The organism is Candidatus Erwinia dacicola, assembly GCF_001756855.1.
Classification (GTDB): Bacteria; Pseudomonadota; Gammaproteobacteria; order Enterobacterales; family Enterobacteriaceae; genus Erwinia; species Erwinia dacicola.
Map to the genome: position 1 here is coordinate 1 of NZ_MAYS01000352.1, position 2,395 is coordinate 2,395.

At 52.9% G+C, this 2,395-nt stretch carries 3 protein-coding genes; 1 reads left to right on the forward strand and 2 read right to left on the reverse strand.

The features are described 5' to 3' along the window. Positions 1-162: 162 nt before the first annotated feature. Positions 163-918, reverse strand: coding sequence for a DNA polymerase III subunit epsilon (gene dnaQ / locus BBW68_RS10020; RefSeq protein ID WP_070135248.1), 756 nt, complete (start codon positions 916-918; stop codon positions 163-165). 51 nt (positions 919-969) lie between these two features. Between dnaQ and rnhA the strand changes: the two genes are divergently transcribed. Beyond that, positions 970-1,437: a ribonuclease HI gene (gene rnhA / locus BBW68_RS10025; protein ID WP_070135249.1), complete on the forward strand. Its 468-nt coding sequence runs from the start codon at positions 970-972 to the stop codon at positions 1,435-1,437. A gap of 46 nt (positions 1,438-1,483) precedes the next feature. On the opposite strand, the gene BBW68_RS10030 is transcribed toward rnhA, so the two are convergent. Beyond that, a complete protein-coding gene (locus tag BBW68_RS10030; protein WP_070135250.1) occupies positions 1,484-2,206 on the reverse strand; it encodes a class I SAM-dependent methyltransferase in 723 nt (240 codons plus the stop codon). Positions 2,207-2,395: the final 189 nt, after the last annotated feature.

Below are 2,395 nucleotides of genomic sequence, written 5' to 3' on the forward strand. Positions count from 1 at the left end.
AATATCTTTGCAACAGTGCCGTTCAAAACACCGAAAGAGATAATTGAAAGGGGTGTTACGTTGACAGATTGAATCTACAGTTCGTCAACGCTTTTTCTGTGGATTAATTCTAACTGCTGCGTTTTTCACCATCACGCGGTTTTATTACGCAAATTTAGAGCGTTATACCCCATCAGTCTCTTCTTGAAGCCGCCATAAGCAGCCGTCTCCCTTCTTTTGCACTAGGTCGAGACGCGCTTCGTGTGCCATCATTTCGACTTCACTGGCATGCAGCACCCGCAGCCCGGAGGCGGGGCGTTCGATGCGATAGATAGTTTCGCCGTCGCTCTGCTCTTCACGATCCCCTTCCATCGAGAAGGCCAGCGAGGTTTGCCCGCCGGTCATGATCAAGAAGACTTCCGCCAGAATTTCGGAGTCAAGCAGTGCGCCGTGCAGAACGCGCTTGCTGTTGTCTATCTCATAGCGTGAGCAGATAGCATCAAGGCTGTTACGCTTGCTGGGGAACATCTTGCGCGCCATCGTTAGGCTGTCGGTGATTTGGCAGAAAGTTTCGATCTTCGGTATGCCGCGCTGCAGCTTGGAGAATTCGTAATCCATAAAGCCGATATCGAACGAAGCATTATGGATGACTAACTCTGCCCCCTTTATATAGGCAAGGAAATCGTCGGCAATTGCGGCGAAGGTGGGTTTATCCAGCAGAAACTCGTCGGCGATACCGTGAACGTCGAACGCTTCCGGGTCAACCAAGCGGTCAGGCTTGAGATAGACGTGGAAGTTATTGCCGGTTAGGCGGCGGTTGATCACCTCTACCGCACCAATCTCAATGATGCAGTGCCCTTCATAATGGACGCCGATCATGTTCATACCGGTGGTTTCGGTATCGAGTACGATCTGACGCGTTGTATTTACTCTGTTCATAGGACTCGTTTATGTCAGACTTGGCGTTTTTCTACGGAGAGTCTACCAGAGATGCTTAAGCAGGTAGAAATTTTCACCGACGGATCGTGCCTTGGTAATCCAGGTCCCGGCGGTTATGGCGCGATTATGCGCTACGGCTCACATGAGAAAATCTTCAGTGCGGGTTTCCATCTCACCACCAATAATCGCATGGAGATGATGGCGGCGATTGTGGCGCTGGAGGCGCTGACTCAGCCGTGTAACGTCACGCTGAGTACCGACAGCCAGTATGTGCGCCAAGGGATCACCAACTGGATCCATAACTGGAAGAAGCGCGGCTGGAAAACGGTCGATAAGAAGCCGGTTAAAAATGTCGATTTATGGCAACGGCTGGACAGCGCGCTCAGCACGCACGAAATCCACTGGAAGTGGGTTAAGGGCCATGCCGGGCACGTAGATAACGAGCTCTGCGATGAGCTGGCGCGCGCGGCTGCCGGCAATCCGACGTTTGACGATGTGGGTTATCAGGCCGGCGCGTAACGCAAAAGGGATGACCGGGGAAGAAGGTTATCCCGTTTTAAGAAATTCAGCCTCTGCGCCCTTCCCGGTACTGGCTGGTGGCACCCACGGCGTGCAGCTGGCGCTTGCTGGCACTCTTTTTCGCCGGATTCATGGTCAGTGGGAAGGTGCGCTTGCGCGCGACGATCAGGTTTAAACAGCCGAGCGCTGGCAGGTGGGTGCTGATCACTTCCCCACCTTGGCGGTTCCACGGCAGTACTTGGAAGCGCGAGCGGTGTACCACCTCATAGTTCAGCAGGCTCAGCCAGTCCATCAGGCGCATCTGGGTAAACATCCGGCTATTCCACGGCACCTTACGGTGCAGGCTGGGGATGAGTTTGCCAATGCCTAAAGCGCTGAAAATATTGAAGCCGCTGATAATCATCCAGCCGTCGTCGATCAACACCCTGTCCACCTCACGCAACACGCGGTGCGGATCGCTGCTCCATGCCAACGTATGGGCCAGCAGGCAGGCATCCAGCGATTTAGACTCAAACGGCAGGTTGAGAGGGTCGGCGTGAACCTGCAGATTATCCCCGCTCAACCCTACGTTAAACTGATGCGAAATCGCACAGCTTTCGGTATCGATTTCCGCGCTAAGACTGCCTACTTTAAGCAGATGAAAACCATATAATTTAGCCAGACTGGAGCGCAGCTGATGCGACAGCGTATCGCGATAATACTCACCGCAGGGGACTTGCGACCATGACTCTGGCACCTGGCAAATATGACGTGTTTTAGCGGGCTTCATGCTTTACCATCTTCTTTCCATTGCTATTATATGAATTTTACCAGCATTCTAGCCCTTCAGGACAACTACATCTGGACGTTAAACGACGAGGCAGGCCACTGTCTGATTGCTGACCCTAGCGAGGTCGCTCCAGTACTGCGTACCCTAGAAAAACGGCACTGTTGCAAAGTTATTGATGAGTTAGCCTTT

Excerpts from the sequence above, each read along its gene's own strand:
- dnaQ (WP_070135248.1), bottom strand. The coding sequence starts at position 918 with ATGAACAGAGTAAATACAACGCGTCAGATCGTACTCGATACCGAAACC.
- BBW68_RS10030 (WP_070135250.1), bottom strand. The coding sequence starts at position 2,206 with ATGAAGCCCGCTAAAACACGTCATATTTGCCAGGTGCCAGAGTCATGG.
- rnhA (WP_070135249.1), top strand. The coding sequence starts at position 970 with ATGCTTAAGCAGGTAGAAATTTTCACCGACGGATCGTGCCTTGGTAAT.